This is a genomic window from Sphingopyxis lindanitolerans (assembly GCF_002993885.1).
Classification (GTDB): Bacteria; Pseudomonadota; Alphaproteobacteria; order Sphingomonadales; family Sphingomonadaceae; genus Sphingopyxis; species Sphingopyxis lindanitolerans.
The window spans coordinates 512,966-529,868 of the sequence record NZ_CM009578.1 but is presented as its reverse complement, the minus strand read 5'-3'; the positions used below and the strand labels follow the sequence as shown (position 1 = coordinate 529,868).

Here is a 16,903-nt window from a genome sequence, read left to right as displayed (position 1 = left end):
TCGAGTTTTGGCGTAGACGATGTAGGAGGACGTGAAATGTCCGACGACCTTGGTGGCGAAGATCAAGCTCTACCGTTCGACAATGATTTCGACGAACCGGATTTCGACGAACCCATAGCCGACCCCGCAATCAGGGCGGAATATCGAGAAGCGCTCGGACGCTTTATCATGGCGCATAATGAAGTCGATTTCTGGATGACGGGCATCCTGTCGAAGGCTGTAACTATGCTCGCTCCCGACGGCAGTTTGAATGGGCTGGCGCTGGGGGATTTTGCGACCCGCGTTACAAATCTGACGCTGTTGGCGCAAACGGCCCCGCATCTCGCGCTGGGGCGCGCCGGTGACGGCCGCCTGCACGAGCTGAACGGGACGCGCAACATCCTAGCGCACAGCCATTTTGATCAAGACCCATGGGATGGAACGTTCGAGATAGTTAAGGGACGGCATAGGAGCCTGACCGAGAAGCGGCTTACCAACCTTAATACGGATAGCATCAACAAGCAGGCCGAAGAACTCGAGAAGATTGCGGCTCACATGTCCGCAGTTTTCGATTTTATCGACCATCCGGTGCCAGCCGAGTATCTCACCCAGTGGCCAATAATGCTCAAGAGTCGTGAGCTTTGGGATATGATGCGAGAAGAAAATGAGAAAGCAGTGGAAGCGAGCCCTACCGACTAGCGAACACGGTTAATGCCTTTTTAGCTCCGATCGGTGCTTTGTATCTGCGTCCCTGTCCCGCGCAATTTTGCGCGCCGAAATGGCCAGTCGGGCTTTCGGCGCGGCAGATTCTGGAACTTGCCCTGCGCCGGGACCAACCAACCGTCAGTCTCTCCGCAGGATGTACGAGCAAAGTTCAGCGCCGACCTCGTGACCGCCGCCACCCGAAGTTATGGCTAACCACGTTACCTTCTTCGATCTGCGGTCGAAATCCGGTAGAATTCGGCAGTGACGCCTCACGCTCCCTGCTGACATTGCTCCTCAAGTCATCAAGATAATCAGACCACCATTGCGCCATCGCAACGCGCTCATCCCAGTGTGCGCCTCGATGGTAGGCGGCGCGCACTCGATTATTGTCGCCATGTGCCAGAGCCCGCTCGATTGCGTCATACGACCATTTGCAGGACTCATTGAGCAGAGTGCTCGCCATCGCGCGAAAGCCGTGGGCGGTCATTTCGTTGCTGGCATAGCCCATCCGCCTCAGCGCGGAATTCATCGTATTGTCCGACATCGGCCGCTTCCGCGAACTCAGCGATGGAAAGAGATAGCTCCAAGGCCCGGTGATCGAACGAATCTCCTCAAGGATCGCCAGCGACTGACGCGAAAGTGGCACATGATGCGGCTTTCGCATCTTCATCTTCTCGGCCGGAATAGTCCAGACGCGCGCTTCGAGATCGAATTCCTCCCACTGGGCAGTCCGTAACTCTCCCGGCCGGACGAAAACATGAGGCGCGAGCTTCAATGCCCAATCCGTTATGCTCTGACTTTTATAGCCGTCGATCGCGCGCAAGAGCGCGCCAACCTTGGTCGCATCAGTAATCGCTCCATAATGCGTGACCGTCGGGTTGATGAGTGCTCCGCGCAAATCCCGCGTCGGGTCGGATTTTAGACGGGCCGTCGCAACTGCGTAACGGAATACAGCACCAGCAAGTTGAAGCGTGCGCCGGGCGCTCTCTAACTTTCCCTTCGCCTCGATTTTTCGCACCGCGGCCAATACGTCGATCGGTTCGATCTCGTGGATCGGCATCTTGCCGATCGAGTTGTCGAGAAGGCTCAGGAGATACTCGCAACGAACCGCCGTTGCCGGCGCCCACGCCTTGTCGCCATCGCGGCGGCGTTTATTGCAATATTCCTTCTTGATCGCGGAGAAAGTGTCTTCGGCCAAGACCTTTGCACGAAGCCTTTCCCGCTTCTTTTCATAGGCGGGGTCCGTGCCCTTGGAGAGGCTGTTGCGCGCGTCGTCTCTCAGGCGACGAGCTTCGCGAAGCGACATCCGGGGATATTCCCCGAAGCTCAGCTTCTTCTCACGGCCGTCGAATCGATATTTCATCTTCCAGAGCTTGCCGCCCGACGGCAGCACCTGAATGTACAGCCCCAACATGTCGGCCATCTTATAGGATTTGTCTCTGGGCTTCGCGTGGCGAACCGAGATGTCTGTCAGCGGCATTTCCAATCCTCCTTTCGAGGCCCCCAAATGAGAGGGCCAAGAAGGTCCAAAAAGGCCCCACCGAGGCCCCCAATTTCGAGAGCTTCCCTGAGATGGCGTGAAACACGGCGAGCCGATAAATGGCAGAATACCGCCATTTTTTTGGATTTGTAAATGCTTTGAGACGGCCTGAAACAGGCCCTTGGAGCGGGTAGCGGGAATCGAACCCGCCTAGCTAGCTTGGAAGGCTAGAGCATTACCACTATGCTATACCCGCATGTCCAAGGCTGGCGCGATTGCCATTTTGGCTGGCTGCCGTCAAGCGCTACCCCGTGCTGTTCGTCGCCGCGCCCTCGGCCGTGCGGTCCATCGCTTCGCGGTGCGCTTCGGGTGGCTCGCACGGGGCGGGGGGCTCGCCCTCGGCGAGGGAGAAGCGCGACCCGCGCTCGAGCGTGCGGTGGACGGGGCAGCGCTCGGCGATCTCCATCATCCGGGCGCGTTGTTCGGCGTCGAGCGCGCCTTCGATCGCGATCCGGCCGTTGAATAGATCGGGGTGGGCATCGTCCGGCTGTTTCTCGTGCCCGACCGCGGTGCGGATTCGCGTCACCGGCCAGCCCTTGCTGTCGGCATAGAGGCGCAGCGTCATCGTCGTGCAGGCGGCGAGCGCGGCGGAAAGCAGGTCGAACGGGCTCGGCCCCGACCCCAGCCCGCCGACGCTGACCGGCTCGTCGGCGAGGAAGACATGGTCGCCGGTGCTGATCGCGACCTGAAATTTCCCGTCGCGCGTCTCCTCCGCCTCGGCATCGACCGGCGTCGCGGGCGGATCGGCGGGCGGGGTGAGATAAGGCATGGCCCACGCCGCGATCATCGTGGCGACGCGTTCGGCATCCTGCGGGCGGCTGAGCAGATGGTCGGCCTCGTCGAGCGAGACAAAGCTTTTGGGATGGCGCGCCGCGACATAGATCTTGGTTGCATTCTCGATCCCCACCATCTCGTCGAGCGGCGCGTGCATCACGAGCAGCGGCCGGTGCAACTCTGCAATGCGGGCGCCCTGGTCCTGCGCCCGCAAATCGTCGATCAGCCCGCGCCCGACGCGGAACCGCCGCCCGGCGAGCAGCACGTCGGCGGCCCCCTGCGCGTCGATTTCGGCGAGCGCGGCGGGGTCGAACTGGTGGAGCGTATGCGCGACGTCGAAAGGCGCGTTGATCGTCGCGACCGCGCGGATCGCGGGAAGATCGGCCGCCGCGGCGATCGCCGCCGCGCCGCCCAGGCTGTGGCCGATCAGCAGCGACGGCGGCTTGCCTTCGGCGGTCAGCGCGTTCGCCGCCGCCTGCAGATCCTGCACGTCGGACGAAAAGCGGCTGTCGGCGAAATCGCCCTCGCTCTCGCCAAGCCCGGCGAAGTCGAAGCGGAGGACGCCGACGCCTTGCCGTGCGAGTAACTCCGCGATGTGCACCGCGGCGCGATTGTCCTTTCCGCAGGTGAAACAGGGCGCGAAGACCGCCCAGCCGCGAACGCGCCCGCCGGGCATTTCCAGCCGCCCCGAAAGCTGTTTGCCGGTCGATCCCGAAAAGCGAAACGGGCGCGTGACCATGGCATCTTCCTCCCAACCGGGCGCCGACTCCGGCGCAGCTCGCGCGATGGTCAAGCCTTGGGCGGTGATTGTCCAACAGGAAGTTCCGCTTGCGCCGCCATGAACGGCGCGGCGCTTTTGCGACATTTTGCGACAATTTTTCGCCGATCCGGCACCCGCGTGGGACAAATCGCCCCTAGAACCGCTTCATCGGAACGCTTTCACCGTTCCTGCGACAGGAGTTCGTGACCATGAAGAAGATTTCGCTTTTGACGCTGGGGGCCGCGCTGATTGCCGTGCCCGTTCTCGCCGCTCCGGGCGCCGGTTCGCGCGGCGATGCCGACGGCAACGGCACGCTGACCCGCGCCGAGGCGCAGGCGCATGCCACGCAGCGGTTTGTGAAGATGGACGCCAACAAGGATGGCAAGATCGACGCGACCGACCGTGCCGCGCAGCGCGCCGCGATGCAGGCGAAGATGTTCGAGCGGCTCGACGCCGACAAGGATGGCAGCATCAGCAAGGCCGAATGGGACCAGCACAGCGCCGACCGCGCCGCCAAGCGCGGCGAGAAGCGCGCCGATGCCGGTGAAGGCAAAGGCGGCATGCGCGGTCATCACGGCATGCGCGGCGGACGCCATGGCATGCGCGGCGGCATGATGATGGGCAAGGCTGATACCAACGGCGACAAGGCGATCAGCCAGGCCGAGTTCGAGACCGCGGCGCTCGCCCGCTTCGATGCCTCCGACGCGAACAAGGATGGTCAGGTGACCGCCGAGGAACGCGCCGCGCAGCGCGAGGCGCGGAAAGCGAAGGCCGCCGAATGGCGCGCCAAGCGCGCGGCTGCGCCCGCCGCCCCCGCGAGCGAATAAACGGTTTGGCAGGGGCGGCGGCAGAGCGGCCATCCCCCTCCCTGGCATTGCCTTTGCGTGCCGTCCCTGCCAGCTATCGCCCACCGGCCCCTGGGGCCGGTGGGCGAACTATATTTTTCGCCGGATTTTTTGACGGATCGATGATGACCGATACGCCGCGCATCCTGCTGATCGACGACGAACCCTCGATCCGCGAGCCCTTGTCCGAATATCTGGAGGCGCAGGGCTTTGCCGTGTCCGATGCGGCGAGCGCCGCCGAGGCGCGGTCGGTGCTGCGCGCGCAGACCGTCGATCTGGTCGTCAGCGACATCATGATGCCGGGCGAGGACGGGCTGTCGCTGACCCGCCACCTGCGCGAGACGAGCCATATTCCGGTCATCCTGCTGACCGCGCGCGCCGAGGATACCGAACGGATCATCGGGCTGGAAATCGGCGCTGACGATTATGTCGTCAAACCCTTCAACCCGCGCGAGCTGGTCGCGCGCATCCGCACCGTGCTGCGCCGGACACAGGCGAACGGCCGCGCGCTCGATCCCGGCGGGACGAGCTATGCCTTCGGTCCCTGGGTGCTGCGCGAAGTCGAGCGCGTGCTGGTCGACGAGGCGGGCGAGGAAGTCGCGCTGTCGTCGGGCGAATATCATCTTCTCCACGCGCTCGTCCGTCATCCGCGCCAGGTGATGAGCCGCGACCGCTTGCTCGACCTCGTGCGCGGGCGCGAGGCCGATATCTTCGACCGCGCGATCGACAATCTGGTCAGCCGCCTGCGCAAGAAGATCGAGACCGACGCCGCGCACCCGCAACTCGTCAAGACCGTCTGGGGCGGAGGCTATACGCTCGCTTGCGAGGTCAAGCGGATGGGGCCGACGGCGTGACGCCGCGCCTGTGGCCCCGCAGTCTTGTCGGCCAACTCGTCTTCGCGGTCGCGGTGGTGCTGTTCATCGCGCAGGCGGTCAATTTCGCGCTGCTGTCGCGGGGACTGAGGCAACAGGGTTTCGCGCACGGCGGCGGCATGGCGGTGGCGCGGATCGTCGATGCGATCGAGCGCGACCGGCACGGCGATGTGCGGCGCCCCGGGCGCGACCGCGAGCAGCGCGAACGCAACCAGCGGCTGATCATTTCGGACCGCCCGCTGCCGATGCCGCCGGGTGCGGCGCATCTCCCCGATCTCGCGACCTATGTCGCGGGCCTGCTCGCCGAGACCGAGGTTCATGCCGCAAGCGTCGATGCCTGGGCGCTGCCGCAGCGCCAGCGGATGTCGCACGCCGACATGCCGCGCCCGGTCATCGTCAGCGCCCGGGTCGGTGACCGCTATTTCGCCGTCCGCACGCGCATCGGGCCGGGCAGCAGCCGGCTTCAGGGATTCCTCGTCTGGCAGACGCTGTCGCTCTATCTGCTGCTGCTGATCCCGATCATGGTCATCGCCTGGCGCGCCGCCGCGCCGCTGCGCGGGCTGACCCGCGCCGCGCGCGCCAACCCGGCGCTGCGCGACACGATTCCGCTCGACGAAGCGGGACCGTCGGACGTTCGCGACCTGATCGCCGCCTTCAACGCCTATCGCGCGCGGATCGCGACGATGCTGTCGGACAAGGACCGGATGCTCGGCGCGGTCGGGCACGACCTGCGCACGCCGCTCGCCAGCCTGCGCGTGCGCGTCGAGGGGGTCGCGGACGAAAGGCTGCGCGACAAGATGATCGCCTCGATCGAGGAAATGACCGCGATGCTCACCGACATATTGGCGCTTGCGCGGTCGGGCGCGGGGACCGAGGTGCGCGAGCGCGTCGACCTTGCCATGCTGCTCGGCGAACTCGCGGGCGATTATGGCGAACAGGGCAAGGATGTCGGCCTGGGCGATGTTGCCCCGGCGACGGCGGTCCTCGCGCGGCCGATGCTGCTGCGCCGCGCGCTGCGCAATCTGGTCGACAATGCGCTGGCCTATGGTCTCCGCGCCCGGCTGGCGGCGGCGGTCGAGGGCGGGACGGCGCGGATCATCGTGTCCGACGATGGCCCCGGCCTGACAAGCGAGCAGATCGCCACGCTGATCGAACCCTTCGCACGCGGCGAACAGTCGCGCAACCGGGCGACCGGCGGAGCGGGGCTGGGCCTGTCGATCGCGCGCGATATCGCCGAGGGCGAGGGGGGGCGCTGGCGCTGGCGAGCCGCGCCGGTGGTGGGCTGGATGCGATCATCGAACTGCCGGTTCAACCGTAAGGCGGCTTTGGGGTGGGAAGGGGCCGTGGGTCTCCTAGGGGAAACCCAATAGACCGCATCCCCGAGCGAAGACGAGGGGCTCGTTCGAGCGGAGCGAGAGCCGCGCGCCTCCGCTGCCTCGACTTCGCTCGGCAGAGCCCCTCGTCTTCGCTCGGGGATGCGGCTTCTATGACGGCTCGCCACGCTGATTGCGGCAACAATCGGTCGTTATCAGGCGTAGATCGCGATCCCCTGGCTGCCGCTCAATATCGGTTCGCCGGCGCGGTTCCAGATCATCATGTCCTGCACCGAAAAGCCGCCGCGCGCATAGGCGGTCTTCGCCGACAGCAGCCACCAGCCATCGTCGGTCGCGGGCGTCCCGGTCAGCATGTTGATCGTCCAGTTCATCGAGCTGATCGGCCCAAATTCGGAAAACAGCGCCATCGCCGCGGGCGGTAGCGCGTCGCCGAGCGCGAGCAGCGCGACCGCGGGGTGACACGCGGGCTCTTCGACGAAGCGCACCCAGGTCAGATATTCGCCGGCGTCGCTCTTCCAGTCGAAGCGCGGGCCGGTGGTCGGGCGCATATCGAAATGGCGCGTGAAGGGCGGGCGCACCTTATGCTCGGGGACGGGTTGCAGCGCCTCGGGATCGGGCACCTGCGGCATGGTCAGGCGGTTGTGATCGAGATGGCTGGTGCGCTCGCCCGAGAAGGCAAAGACCGCCGCGGTGCCGAAACCCTGATCGCTCGACACCCCGGCATCGACGAACAGGCTCGATTTCGACTGGCGCAGCACGCGCGTGCTGACCGTGCAATCGCCGCCGACCGGGCCGACGAAGCTGATCTGGGCATAGCGCAGCGGCGTCTCGGTCGGGTGCAGCCGCATCGTCGCCGCGAGCGCGACCGCCGAGCTGATCCCGCCATAGGCGGTGCGGCCCTGCATCCAGCCTGCGTCGATATGCGCGGTGGCGGTGTCGCCATCGATGCGCAGGGTGGAAAGGAGGGTGTCGAGAGCGGAGGGAGAGTGGCTTTGAGACATGGGAATCCGGTCTGTTTATGAAAAAGCGAATCCTTTTCTCTTCGTCATGCTGAACTTGTTTCAGCATCCATGGTCCGGCCTCTCGTTTTACGCTGCGCCGAAGGAACCGGCAGGCCATGGACCCTGAAACAAGTTCAGGGTGACGAGGAAAAAGATGTCAGTCCTCGATCTGAAAGGTTAGCCCGGCATTCGCCGTCAGCCGGTCGATCAACGCTTGCCCAAGCAGCGCGCCGGGGGTCCAGACGCCGCCTTCGCCGTTGTTCTCGAGCAAGGCGATGCCCGTCTCCGCCAGCATTTTCGACGTCGAGCCATAGCCGGGGTCGCGGTCGCCCTGCACGCTCGCGCGCACCATGGTGCCGTCGGGATATTCGCCGACGAACAGGATGTCGTAAAAGCCGTTCTCGCGCTCTTCCTTGCTCGGACCTTCGCCGGGCTGGAGCTTCGCGTCTCCGAACGGGTTCGCCTTGGCGATTGCTTCGGCCATCGCTTTTCCGGCATCGCCGATCGTCGTCATCATCATCTCGTCATAGACGAGATCGTCGCCCCACGCATGGCCGAGCAGATAGTTGGTGCGGTGGACATTCTTGGTGTTGATCGCTGCCATCACGAACGGCGCGGTCCAGGTGCCGGTCGCGGCGTCATATTCGGGGATCAGCCCGGTCGGTTGCGACGGCCCCTCGAACCCCGGGGTCAGCGCGAAACTCGATTTGAGCAGCAGCGCGAGCGACGGTTTCTTCGCCACCGCCTTCAGCGTTTCGGTCAAGCTGGCGATCGTGCCGCCCGATGCGCCGCCCGCCATCTTGCGGACGCGGCCCTTGACGCGCGGCGCGGGCTTGCCATGGCGCTTCACCGCCTCGGCCTGCAAGAACAGCACGCCAAGGTCGAAAGGGATCGAATCGAAGCCGCACGAAAAGGTGATGCGCGCGCCCGATGCCTTGGCCGCATCCTGATGCTCGTCGATCATCTCGCGCATCCAGCCCGGCTCGCCGCACAGGTCGGCATAGGCGGTGCCCGCCTTGACGCAGGCGGCGACAAGGGGCGCGCCGTAAAGCTGATATGGGCCGACGGTGGTGAGCACGACCTTGGTGCTTTCGGCCATCGCGTCGAGGCTCGCGGGATCGCTGGCGTCGGCGACGATCAGCGGGGTTTCCTCGTCGGCGCCGATCAGGTCGCGCACTTCGGCGAGCTTGGCGAGACTGCGCCCCGCCATCGCCCATTTGGGGGCGTCGTCGCGACCCCTGTAACGATGCGCGAGATATTCGGCGACAAGGCGGCCGGTGAAGCCCGTCGCGCCATAGACGATGATGTCGAGATCGCGGGATGCCATGGAAAACCCTCCCTTTACGTAAACGTTAAGTGGAGGCTAGCGCAGGCGGAAGGCAATGCCAAGCAGATAGCGCTGCCCTTTTTCCCGTCATTGCGAGCAGCGGAGCCGCGTCGCAATCCAGAGCGGAGCCAGGCCGCCCTGGATTGCCGCGGGCCTGCGGCCCTCGCAATGGCGAAAGGCTAAAAGCGCCACCATGGACGGCGGTCCGCGACCGGCGTGCCCACGGCTTCGGCCTGACCCTCTGCGCGCGCGGCGCGCAACTCGGCCTCGTGCACTTCGATCTCGTCGCGGCGCTTGCGGCGCAGCGCGTCATAGCTCCAGCGCGTGTTACCATATCCGAAGAAGCAGAGCAGGCCGCCCGCGATCGCCAGATTCTTCATCGCTGCCGTCGCCTGCACGGGATCGGTGAAATCGCGGTGGAAGAAAAGGATGGTGAGCAGGACGAACGCCGCGAGCAGCAGCGAGAAAGCCCGCGCATAGATGCCGAGCGCAATGCAGACGCCCGCGATGAGTTCGAACAGTCCGGTCGGAACGGCGAGCCAGCCGGGCAGGCCGGCAGCGGAGATCATCGCATGGGTGTCGGTGACGTGGATCAGCTTGTTGATCCCCGACACGACGAAGATCAGCGCGATGAACAGGCGGCCGATGAAGACGGCGATCATGGACATAAGGCATCCTCCAACACGCGCCCCGTCCGCTTGTGTGGAGAGGACGCGCGAGAGGGCGGGCGGTTCCCCGCGTCAGAGCTTGGGCAGCGTGACGCCCTTTTGCCCCATATATTTGCCCGCGCGGTCGGCGTAGCTCGTCTCGCACGGTTCATTGCCTTGCAGGAAGAGGAACTGACACGCGCCTTCATTGGCATAGATTTTGGCGGGCAGGGGGGTGGTGTTCGAAAACTCCAGCGTCACATGGCCTTCCCAGCCGGGTTCGAGCGGGGTGACGTTGACGATGATGCCGCAGCGCGCATAGGTCGACTTACCGAGGCAGATGACGAGGATATCGCGCGGAATGCGGAAATATTCGACGGTGCGGGCGAGCGCGAAGCTGTTCGGCGGAATGATGCAGACGTCGGTTTCGCGGTCGACGAAATTCTTGGGATCGAACGCCTTGGGATCGACGATCGTCGAATCGACATTGGTGAAGATCTTGAACTCGGGCGCGACGCGCGCGTCATAGCCGTAGGAGGAGAGGCCGTAGCTGATGCAGCCGTCGCGGCGCTGCGCCTCGACGAACGGCTCGATCATGCCCTGCGTTTGGGCGGCTTCGCGAATCCATTTGTCGGAAAGAATGCTCATGCGGCTGTCTTGTCGGTCCTGTTTTGGTTTCGCAAGCGGTCAGTCGATCAGACCCAGGTCCTTCGGCCCGAAAGAGGCCGGCAGCAATTCGCTGAGCCGATAGCTCTTCACCGCTTTGCCGTCGCCCGAGGCGCAATGGACGAGGATGTCGGTTTTCGACCGTTCGGCGGCTTCGTTGAGAATCTGGCGGCAGCGGCCGCACGGATGGACCGGGTCGCTGCCGATCAGGGCGTCGCCGTCGGGCCGCCCGCCGACGATCGCAACCTCGGCCAGCTCGCCGATCCAGCCCTCGTTCGCGATCTTCGCGACCGCGCTCGTCTCGGCGCAGAGGGTGAGGCCATAGCTTGCATTCTCGACATTGGCGCCGGTGACGACGTCGCCATTGCGGAGCAGCAGCGCCGCGCCGACGTGAAAGCCCGAATAAGGCGCGTAAGCGCGGCTCGCGGCGTCGCGCGCGGCGGCGATCAGGGCGTCGGTCGTCTCGCTCATCGCTTGTCTCCTTTGGGGCGCAGCACATTCCATCTGACCGTGCCGTCCGCCCCCGACACGCGCAGATAGTGGTTCGCCTGCCACATCGTCCAGAGATGCGCGCCATAATCGGGCTCGAAAAAGTCGCTGCGCATCGCGGCGGTGCGAAAGATCGTGGCGGTCACGCCATAATCGGCCTCGAACCCCGCGGTGGGCGCAATCACGCTTTCCTGGCCCATATGCGCCTCGATCTGCGCGAGGAAGGTGGCGAGTTCGGAGCGCAGCAGCGCGCGTGTCGGGCGGTCGGGGCAGCGGTCGTCGAAATCGAGCCAGACGACCGACGGCATCATGTCGGCGCGGCGGGGGACGTGGCGGATGAAGTTCGCGGCCTGATCGGTCGCGAGGCTGCACAGGCTGTAGCGATGGATGACGCCGACCGGAATGCCCGCGGCCCGGGCACCAGCCAGGTTGCGCTGGAACATCGGATCGACGTCCTTGTCGCCCGCAGTCGCCACGACATAAGCGAAATCGGCGCCCGCGGCCTTGATCGATCCCCAGCGCACCTCGCCGTTGCTCGCGTCGATTGTCACGCCCTGGGTCGGAAACAAGTCGCGCGAGGGCGTCCAGCGCGAGGCCCACCACAGCGCCAGTCCGGCGAGCAAAAGCAGCAGGATCAGCGCGCCGCCCATGCGGCGCAAAAGGCGCGCGGCCGCGCCGCGCCAATCGCGCACCGGCTTTGCCGCCTTGCCCTTGCCCCTGCCGCGTGCCCCCGTCGCCATCGTCAGCCCTTGATGTGGAGGACGCAGATCAGCGTGAACAATCGCCGCGCGGTGTCGAAGTCGACCGCGATCTTGCCGTCGAGCCGGTCCATCAGCATTTCGGCCGCCTCGTTGTGCAGCCCGCGCCGCGCCATGTCGACGGTCTCGATCTGCTGTGCGGTCGAGGTCTTGATCGCCTGATAATAGGAGTCGCAGATCGCGAAATAATCGCGGATCGGGCGGCGGAAACGGCCGAGGCCGAGGATGATCGCCTCGAGCGGCGAGTGATCCTCGCGGCTGATCTCGAAGATCAGCCGGCCTTCCTCGACGCGGAGCAGCAGGCGATAGGGGCCGGCATAGCCGTCGGGGTGGCCGCGCTGCGGCACGAACTTATTATCCTCGATCAGGTCGAAGATCGCGACGCGCCGTTCCTGCTCGACATCGGGGTTGCGCCAGACGATCGAACCCTCGTCGAGGTCGACCGAGATGATGCGCTGTCGGGAAGGATCGGCGTCGGACATGCTGGTTGTGCTTCTACCCGCCGCGCCGCGAAGGGCAAGGGGGGCGGATGTCGCCATCCTCTCGGTCCGTTCGTGTCGAGCGAAGTCGAGACACCCATCGGCTTGGCGCTATCTCGATGGGTGTCTCGACTTCGCTCGACACGAACGGGGTTTTGAAACTTATGCACAGACCGCCCACAGCAATAATGCAGAATGCACGATCACCCGTTGCGCAGGTTCAAGTGGCAGCGCATGATGACCACATGCCAGAACTAGCCCTTTTTCCCGTCCCGGCGCCCGCCGGGGATGAACGTCAATTACCCCGTAATATCGAGGCGGAGGCCGCGTTTCTGGGCGCGATCCTGATCGATAACCGAGTCGTCGAGGATCTGCCCGTCGCGCTCGTCCCCGATCATTTCTTCGAGCCGCTCCATGGCCGCATCTTTCAGCAGACGATGGCGCTGATCGAGCGCAACAGCATCGCGACCCCGGTGACGCTCAAACCCTTTTTTGAGAATGACGAGGCGATGAAGGCGGTCGGCGGGGTCGGCTATCTGGCGCAGCTTACCGGCAGCGGCGCCGGGCTGATCGGCGCGCGCGATTTTGCGCGGCAGATTTTCGATCTTGCACTGCTGCGCGAACTGGTCGGCGTCGGGCGCACGCTCGTCGAAAGCGCGCTCGACACCAGCGAGAGCGTCGATCCGCAGGCGCAGATCGAGGAGGCCGAAACCGCGCTCTATCGCGTTGCGGGGGGCGAGGCCGAGATGGGATCGGTCAAGAGCTTCAGCGCCGCGAGCCTCACCGCGCTGCAGGCGGCCGAGCGCGCGCTCAATTCGGGCGGCCATCTGTCGGGGATCACCACCGGCATCGGCAGCATGAACGCCAAGATCGGCGGCATGCACAATTCGGACCTGATGATCCTTGCCGGGCGTCCGGGCATGGGCAAGACCTCGCTCGCCACCAACATCGCCTATAACGCCGCCGAGCGGTTTCGCCGCGACGAGGAGGACGGAATTCCGCCCGAAAAGAATATGGGCGCGAAGGTCGCTTTCTTCAGCCTCGAAATGTCGGCCGACCAGCTCGCGACGCGCGTCCTCGCCGAACAATCGGGGGTGTCGGGCGAAGCGCTGCGCATGGGCAAGATCAGCAAGGAGCAGTTCCAGCAATTGAGCCGCGCCGCGCAGACGCTCCAGACGCTGCCTTTGTTCATCGACGACACGCCGGGGCTGACGATCGCCGGACTGCGCACCCGCGCGCGGCGTTTGCAGCGGCGCCATGGCATTGGTTTCATCGTGGTCGATTATCTCCAGCTGCTCCAGGGATCGCCGAAGAGCGGCGATAATCGCGTTCAGGAAATTTCAGAAATTTCCCGCGGCCTCAAGACCTTGGCAAAGGAACTTAATCTTCCGGTGATGGCGCTGTCGCAGCTGAGCCGCCAGGTCGAAAGCCGCGAGGACAAGCGTCCGCAGCTCTCCGACCTTCGTGAATCGGGATCGATCGAGCAGGATGCCGACATGGTGCTTTTCGTGTTTCGCGAGGATTATTATGTCGCGGCGCGCGAACCCAAGCGCCCGATCGAGGGCGACGATGTGAAAATCCACGCCCAGCATGAGGAATGGGCGGCCGAGATGGAGCGCGTCTTCGGCCTCGCCGAAATCATCGTCGCCAAATCGCGCCACGGCTCGACCGGCAAGGTGCGCCTGCACTTCGAGGCGAAGACGACGAAATTCAGCGACCTGGCCGATGAGAGCCAGGCTTATGCGGATTATGAGTAGGCCCGACGTTGCATCGCTGCGTCATTGCGACCCCGGCGAAAGCCGAGGGAAGCAATCTCCAGCTATCAACCTTGCGCGAGGTCGATAGCTGGAGATTGCCGCGTCGCCTTCGGCTCCTCGCAATGACGGATAGTTAGAAAGCCGGGTCGTTCGCCGGATCGTCGTCGATCGGCGTCACTTCGGTGTGGATGCCGCATTCGGTCTTGTCCCAGCCGCGCCAGCGGCCCGCGCGCGGGTCTTCGCCGGGCTTGACCTTCGAGGTGCAGGGCGAGCAGCCGATCGAGGGATAGCCTTCGGCTTCGAGCGGGTGGCGCGGCAGGTCGTGCGCGGCGAAATAGGCGTCGAGGTCTTCGCGCGTCCAATTGGCGAGCGGATTGAATTTCAGGCGGCCGGTCGCGCCGTCGAGTTCGAAGCGCGGCAGGCCGGTGCGCGTCGAGGCCTGGAAGCCCTTGCGGCCGGTGATCGAGGTGTCGAAACGCCCCAGCGCCTTTTCGAGCGGTTTGACCTTGCGAATCTCGCAGCAGCCGTCGGGGTCGTAGGACCAGCGCAATTCGGTCGCATCCTTCGCCGCGAGTTCGTCCGCATCGGGAACGACGTTGACGAGGTTGAGCCCCAGCCGCGCCGTAAGGTCATCGCGATAGGCGAGCGTTTCGGGAAAATGCTTGCCCGTATCGAGGAACAGCACAGGCATGTCGGGGGCGGCGCGCGTCACGAGATGGAGCAGCACCGCGCTCTCGGCGCCAAAGCTCGACACGATCGCGCCGTCGCCGAGCAGCCCGGCCCCGATCACGCTCGCGACGGTTTCCGCCGCGTCCTGGCCGCGGAACAGATTGTTGAGGCGGATGACGTCGGCCTGGGTAAAGCGCGGCGCCGCGTCGATCCGGTCGCGGGTGCGGTCGTCGGGCAGGGCCTTCACTTCAGCCATGCCTCAGCTTCCAGACCGGTACGGCGCCGTCGGCGGCGTCCTGATAGACCGTCGGGTAACGGCTGAGCGCTGCGTCGACGTCGGCGCGGTTCAGCCCGGCCTGCGCCGCGAAGCTGTCGAAGCCGCAGCGGCGCATGAAGAAGACGAGGTCGACGAGGATGTCACCCTCGGCGCGCAGCTCGCCCTCATAGCCCGCCTCGCGCAGGATGCGCGCCGAGGTGAAGCAGCGCCCGTCGCGAAAGCGCGGGATGCCGATCTCGACCAGCTTGACGCGGGCGAGGTGCGGGATCAGACGGCTGGGATCGTCCCCAGCCTCGATCCGCACCGCGCTGGCGCCGTCCTGATCGAGGAAGGCGTCGAGCGAAACCGCAGGCTCCTCGATCGGGTCGTCGTTGCGGAAACGCAGGGCATCAGCCATAAATAGCTTCCTTGAAGGCGTCGAAACCGACGCGGCGATAGGTGTCGAGAAAGCGCTCGCCGGGATCGCGGAGCGTGCGATAGCATTCGACCGCGCGTTCGACCGCGTCGACGACGCCGTCCTCGTCGAAGCCCGGACCCGTGATCTTGGCCTGCGTCGTGTCTTCGGCGCCCGATCCACCAAGCAGAAGCTGGTAATTTTCGGTGCCCTTGCGGTCGACGCCGAGGATACCGATGTGCCCCGCATGATGGTGGCCGCAGGCGTTGATGCAGCCCGAAATCTTGATCTTGAGCTCGCCGAGATCAAGCTGGCGGTCCATGTCGGCGAAGCGCTGCTGGATTTTCTGCGCGACCGGGATCGAGCGCGCATTGGCGAGGGTGCAATAATCGAGACCGGGGCAGGCGATGACGTCGGTGACGAGGTCGAGGTTCGCATCGGCGAGCCCCGCCTCGTGCAGCGCCTGCCACACCGCATGAAGATCGGCCTTGCGAACGTGCGGCAGGACGAGGTTCTGCGCGTGGGTGACGCGAACATCGTCGAAGCTGTAGCGTTCGGCGAGGCCCGCGACGACGTCCATCTGCTCGGCGGTGATGTCGCCGCCGATGCCGGCGATCGGCTTCAGACTGATGTTCGCGATCGCATAGCCCGGCGCCTTGTGCGCGATGACCTGCTGATCGACCCACAGCGCAAAGTCGGGGTCCGACCGGTCGATGTCGTCGGACAGGCCCGTCTCGAACGGCGGCGGGGTGAAATAGGCCGCGATGCGGTCATATTCGGCCTGCGGAAAGTCGGTGCCGAGGGTCAGGAAATGCTGAAACGCTTCCTCGACCTGGCGGCGGAATTCCTCTTCGCCCAGGTCGTGGACGAGGATCTTCATCCGCTGCTTGTGGATATTGTCGCGCCGTGCGTGGAGGTTCCACACGCGCAGGATCGCCTGAATATAGGAGAAGATCTGCGCCGCCGGGCAGAAGTCGCGAATTTTGTAGGCGATGAAGGGGGTTCGCCCCATGCCGCCGCCGGCATAGACTTCAAAGCCTTCCTCGCCCGCTTCGTTGCGCACGATGCGCAGCGCGCAATCGTGCCAGCGCAGCGCCGCGCGGTCGGCGGGGGAGGAGATGACGCAAATCTTGAACTTGCGCGGCAGATAGCTGAATTCGGGGTGAAAGCTCGTCGCCTGGCGCAGCAATTCGGCCCAGGGGCGCGGGTCGCAAATCTCGTCGGCGGCGGCCCCCGCATATTGGTCGGCCGAAATATTGCGGATGCTTTCGCCGCTGGTCTGGATCGCGTGCATCTCGACCGTCGCCAGTTCGGCGAGGATGTCGGGTGCTTCCTCCAGCTTGATCCAGTGATACTGCAAATTCTGGCGCGTCGTGAAATGACCATAGCCGCGATCATATTTGCGCGCGATGTCGGCGAGCTTGCGAAGCTGCCGCGAATTGAGCGTGCCATAGGGGATGGCGACGCGCAGCATATAGGCGTGAAGCTGAAGATAGAGGCCGTTCTTGAGCCGGAGCGGCTTGAACTGGTCGTCGTTCATCTCACCGGCGATGCGGCGGCGCACCTGATCGCGGAAATCCTCGACGCGGGCATCGACCATCGCCTGGTCATATTGGTCATATTTATACAT

At 64.8% G+C, this 16,903-nt stretch carries 17 protein-coding genes and 1 tRNA gene; 5 read left to right on the top strand and 13 right to left on the bottom strand.

The features are described 5' to 3' along the window. The first annotated feature begins 36 nt into the window (after positions 1–36). Positions 37–678 (top strand): hypothetical protein, encoded by a 642-nt coding sequence (locus CVO77_RS02550; protein WP_146130809.1) that lies wholly within the window; start codon positions 37–39, stop codon positions 676–678. A gap of 175 nt (positions 679–853) precedes the next feature. Here CVO77_RS02550 and CVO77_RS02545 read toward each other — a convergent pair whose 3' ends face one another. The 3 genes from CVO77_RS02545 to CVO77_RS02535 all read right to left on the bottom strand — a co-directional run bounded on the left by CVO77_RS02545 (position 854) and on the right by CVO77_RS02535 (position 3,737). After that, positions 854–2,164, bottom strand: a complete 1,311-nt coding sequence (locus CVO77_RS02545) for a tyrosine-type recombinase/integrase (RefSeq protein ID WP_105997746.1) — start codon at positions 2,162–2,164, stop codon at positions 854–856. Between the two features lie 182 nt (positions 2,165–2,346). Then, positions 2,347–2,420 (bottom strand) — tRNA-Gly (locus CVO77_RS02540). 48 nt (positions 2,421–2,468) lie between these two features. Beyond that, entirely contained in the window at positions 2,469–3,737 is a 1,269-nt protein-coding gene (locus CVO77_RS02535; protein ID WP_105997745.1) for a bifunctional alpha/beta hydrolase/OsmC family protein, read from the bottom strand. Between the two features lie 230 nt (positions 3,738–3,967). On the opposite strand from CVO77_RS02535, the gene CVO77_RS02530 reads away from it, so the two are divergent. From CVO77_RS02530 to CVO77_RS02520, 3 genes are all read left to right on the top strand, one after another. Further along, a complete protein-coding gene (locus tag CVO77_RS02530; RefSeq protein ID WP_105997744.1) occupies positions 3,968–4,585 on the top strand; it encodes an EF-hand domain-containing protein in 618 nt (205 codons plus the stop codon). A gap of 143 nt (positions 4,586–4,728) precedes the next feature. Continuing rightward, positions 4,729–5,457, top strand: a complete 729-nt coding sequence (locus CVO77_RS02525; RefSeq protein ID WP_106000586.1) for a response regulator — start codon at positions 4,729–4,731, stop codon at positions 5,455–5,457. Beyond that, positions 5,424–6,845, top strand: coding sequence for a sensor histidine kinase (locus CVO77_RS02520; protein WP_242446072.1), 1,422 nt, complete (start codon positions 5,424–5,426; stop codon positions 6,843–6,845). The genes CVO77_RS02525 and CVO77_RS02520 overlap by 34 nt, the downstream gene beginning before the upstream one ends. Positions 6,846–7,003: 158 nt before the next feature. Here the strand turns inward: CVO77_RS02520 and CVO77_RS02515 are convergent, their stop codons facing one another. From CVO77_RS02515 to CVO77_RS02485, 7 genes are all read right to left on the bottom strand, one after another. After that, positions 7,004–7,810 carry an acyl-CoA thioesterase gene (locus tag CVO77_RS02515; protein ID WP_105997743.1) on the bottom strand — a complete coding sequence of 269 codons (807 nt, stop codon included), beginning with the start codon at positions 7,808–7,810 and terminating at the stop codon, positions 7,004–7,006. Between the two features lie 157 nt (positions 7,811–7,967). Then, positions 7,968–9,137 carry a saccharopine dehydrogenase family protein gene (locus tag CVO77_RS02510; protein ID WP_105997742.1) on the bottom strand — a complete coding sequence of 390 codons (1,170 nt, stop codon included), beginning with the start codon at positions 9,135–9,137 and terminating at the stop codon, positions 7,968–7,970. 179 nt (positions 9,138–9,316) lie between these two features. Continuing rightward, on the bottom strand, positions 9,317–9,805 hold the full coding sequence (locus tag CVO77_RS02505; protein ID WP_105997741.1) for a DoxX family protein: 489 nt from the start codon (positions 9,803–9,805) through the stop codon (positions 9,317–9,319). A gap of 72 nt (positions 9,806–9,877) precedes the next feature. Beyond that, positions 9,878–10,432 (bottom strand): dCTP deaminase, encoded by a 555-nt coding sequence (gene dcd / locus CVO77_RS02500; protein WP_105997740.1) that lies wholly within the window; start codon positions 10,430–10,432, stop codon positions 9,878–9,880. A gap of 39 nt (positions 10,433–10,471) precedes the next feature. Continuing rightward, a complete protein-coding gene (locus CVO77_RS02495; RefSeq protein ID WP_105997739.1) occupies positions 10,472–10,921 on the bottom strand; it encodes a cytidine deaminase in 450 nt (149 codons plus the stop codon). Then, complete coding sequence (locus tag CVO77_RS02490) at positions 10,918–11,679, bottom strand: glycoside hydrolase family 25 protein (protein ID WP_105997738.1); 762 nt, start codon at positions 11,677–11,679, stop codon at positions 10,918–10,920. The genes CVO77_RS02495 and CVO77_RS02490 overlap by 4 nt, the downstream gene beginning before the upstream one ends. A gap of 2 nt (positions 11,680–11,681) precedes the next feature. Further along, complete coding sequence (locus CVO77_RS02485; RefSeq protein WP_105997737.1) at positions 11,682–12,179, bottom strand: UPF0262 family protein; 498 nt, start codon at positions 12,177–12,179, stop codon at positions 11,682–11,684. A 242-nt stretch (positions 12,180–12,421) separates the two neighbouring features. On the opposite strand from CVO77_RS02485, the gene CVO77_RS02480 reads away from it, so the two are divergent. Beyond that, complete coding sequence (locus CVO77_RS02480; RefSeq protein WP_106000585.1) at positions 12,422–13,933, top strand: replicative DNA helicase; 1,512 nt, start codon at positions 12,422–12,424, stop codon at positions 13,931–13,933. 133 nt (positions 13,934–14,066) lie between these two features. On the opposite strand, the gene CVO77_RS02475 is transcribed toward CVO77_RS02480, so the two are convergent. Genes CVO77_RS02475 through CVO77_RS02465 form a run of 3 tightly spaced genes read right to left on the bottom strand, consistent with a single transcriptional unit; the run spans position 14,067 to position 16,903 of the window. Beyond that, the gene (locus tag CVO77_RS02475) at positions 14,067–14,858 is read right to left on the bottom strand and encodes a phosphoadenylyl-sulfate reductase (RefSeq protein ID WP_105997736.1); all 792 of its coding nucleotides are present in this window, start codon (positions 14,856–14,858) and stop codon (positions 14,067–14,069) included. Then, positions 14,851–15,276: a DUF934 domain-containing protein gene (locus CVO77_RS02470; RefSeq protein WP_105997735.1), complete on the bottom strand. Its 426-nt coding sequence runs from the start codon at positions 15,274–15,276 to the stop codon at positions 14,851–14,853. The genes CVO77_RS02475 and CVO77_RS02470 overlap by 8 nt, the downstream gene beginning before the upstream one ends. Next, on the bottom strand, positions 15,269–16,903 hold the full coding sequence (locus CVO77_RS02465) for a nitrite/sulfite reductase (protein ID WP_105997734.1): 1,635 nt from the start codon (positions 16,901–16,903) through the stop codon (positions 15,269–15,271). Before CVO77_RS02465 ends, CVO77_RS02470 begins: the two co-directional genes overlap by 8 nt.